Source organism: Actinokineospora iranica, assembly GCF_900101685.1.
Lineage (GTDB): Bacteria > Actinomycetota > Actinomycetes > Mycobacteriales > Pseudonocardiaceae > Actinokineospora > Actinokineospora iranica.
Window position 1 is genome coordinate 1 of sequence record NZ_FMZZ01000038.1, and the last position, 1,404, is coordinate 1,404.

The following is a 1,404-nucleotide window of genomic DNA, read 5'->3' on the forward strand; positions in this document are numbered from 1 at the left end:
GGCCTTTCTCGCGATGGCGTGGGATCGGGTCCGGAACAACCGTGGTGCCCGTTCCTCGGGTGTGGACGGCGTCAATGCCTACTACGTCGAAGAGCAACGGGGAGTGGAGGCGTTCCTGACGGGCGTGCGCGCGCAGTTGAAGGCGGGCACATTCGCACCGCAACCGGTGCGGGAGCGGATGATTCCCAAGGCGAATGGCAAGCTGCGTCGCCTGGGCATTCCGACCGTGACCGACCGGGTGGTTCAGGCGGCGCTGAAACTCGTGCTGGAACCCATTTTCGAGGCCGACTTCGTGCCGGTCTCCTATGGGTTTCGCCCGAACCGGCGGGCGCAAGACGCGATCCAGGAGATCCATATACTCGCGACCAAGGGCTATGAATGGGTGCTCGACGCGGATATCGAGGCGTGCTTCGATTCGCTCGACCATACCCTGATCATGGACCGAGTCCGGGCCAGGGTTTCCGACAAGCGCGTGTTGGCGCTGGTGAAGGCGTTCCTCAAGGCCGGGATCATGACCGAACTCGGTGGCGAGGAAGCCACCACCATGGGGACACCGCAAGGTGGGATTCTGTCGCCTCTGTTGGCCAACATCGCACTCTCAGAACTCGATGAGTACTGGGCGCAGCGGTGGCCACCGTCCCGAGAACGGGAACGGCGACGGAAACGAGGACTGCCGAACTGGCGAATTGTGCGGTACGCGGATGACTTCGTCATCATGGTGATCGGCACTCGTGTCGACACCATCGCGATCCGCACCGAGATCGTCGGGTTCTTGTCCTCGATCGGTCTGCGCATGGCGCACGCCAAAACGAAGACCGTCCACATTGACGAGGGCTTCGACTTTCTCGGGTGGCGCATCCAGCGCCACCGGAAACGAGGCACCAACCAGAATTTCGTCTACACCTATCCGTCCAAGAAGGCCGTTGCCTCCGTGGTCGGGAAGATCAGGGCGGAAACACACCGTGACAAGCATCGCCAGCTCATCACGCTGTTGACCAGGGTCAACCAGGTCATGGCGGGATGGGCCTACTACTTCAGGCACGGCGTTTCCCAAGCCGTGTTCGGCTACCTGCGCTACTACTCGTGGCTGCGGGTCTGCCGATGGCTGCGGAAACACCACAAGGGCCTGTCGTGGAGAAAACTGCACCCACGGGCCTTCACCGGCTCGACCAAGTGGGAAATCAGGGCAGGAGAGGTCACCTTGTTCGACCCGACCTCGATACCGTCCAAGCGCTACCGGTACCGAGGCGCGAAAATCCCCACACCCTGGAGCAGCAACGCGGCGTGAACCAACGAGACGCTGTGGAGAGCCGGATGCGGGGAAACTCGCACGTCCGGTTCGGCGGGCGGGGCATGGAAACGTACCAGAAGCAATTCCGGCAACGCGCCATGCCCCGACCCACC

Annotated in this window: 1 protein-coding gene; it reads left to right on the top strand. The window is 62.5% G+C overall.

Annotated features, from left to right (window positions below; genetic code table 11):
- A partial coding sequence (ltrA, locus tag BLS56_RS30280; RefSeq protein ID WP_139191095.1) for a group II intron reverse transcriptase/maturase occupies positions 1-1,288 on the top strand: 1,288 nt, incomplete at its 5' end.
- Positions 1,289-1,404: the final 116 nt, after the last annotated feature.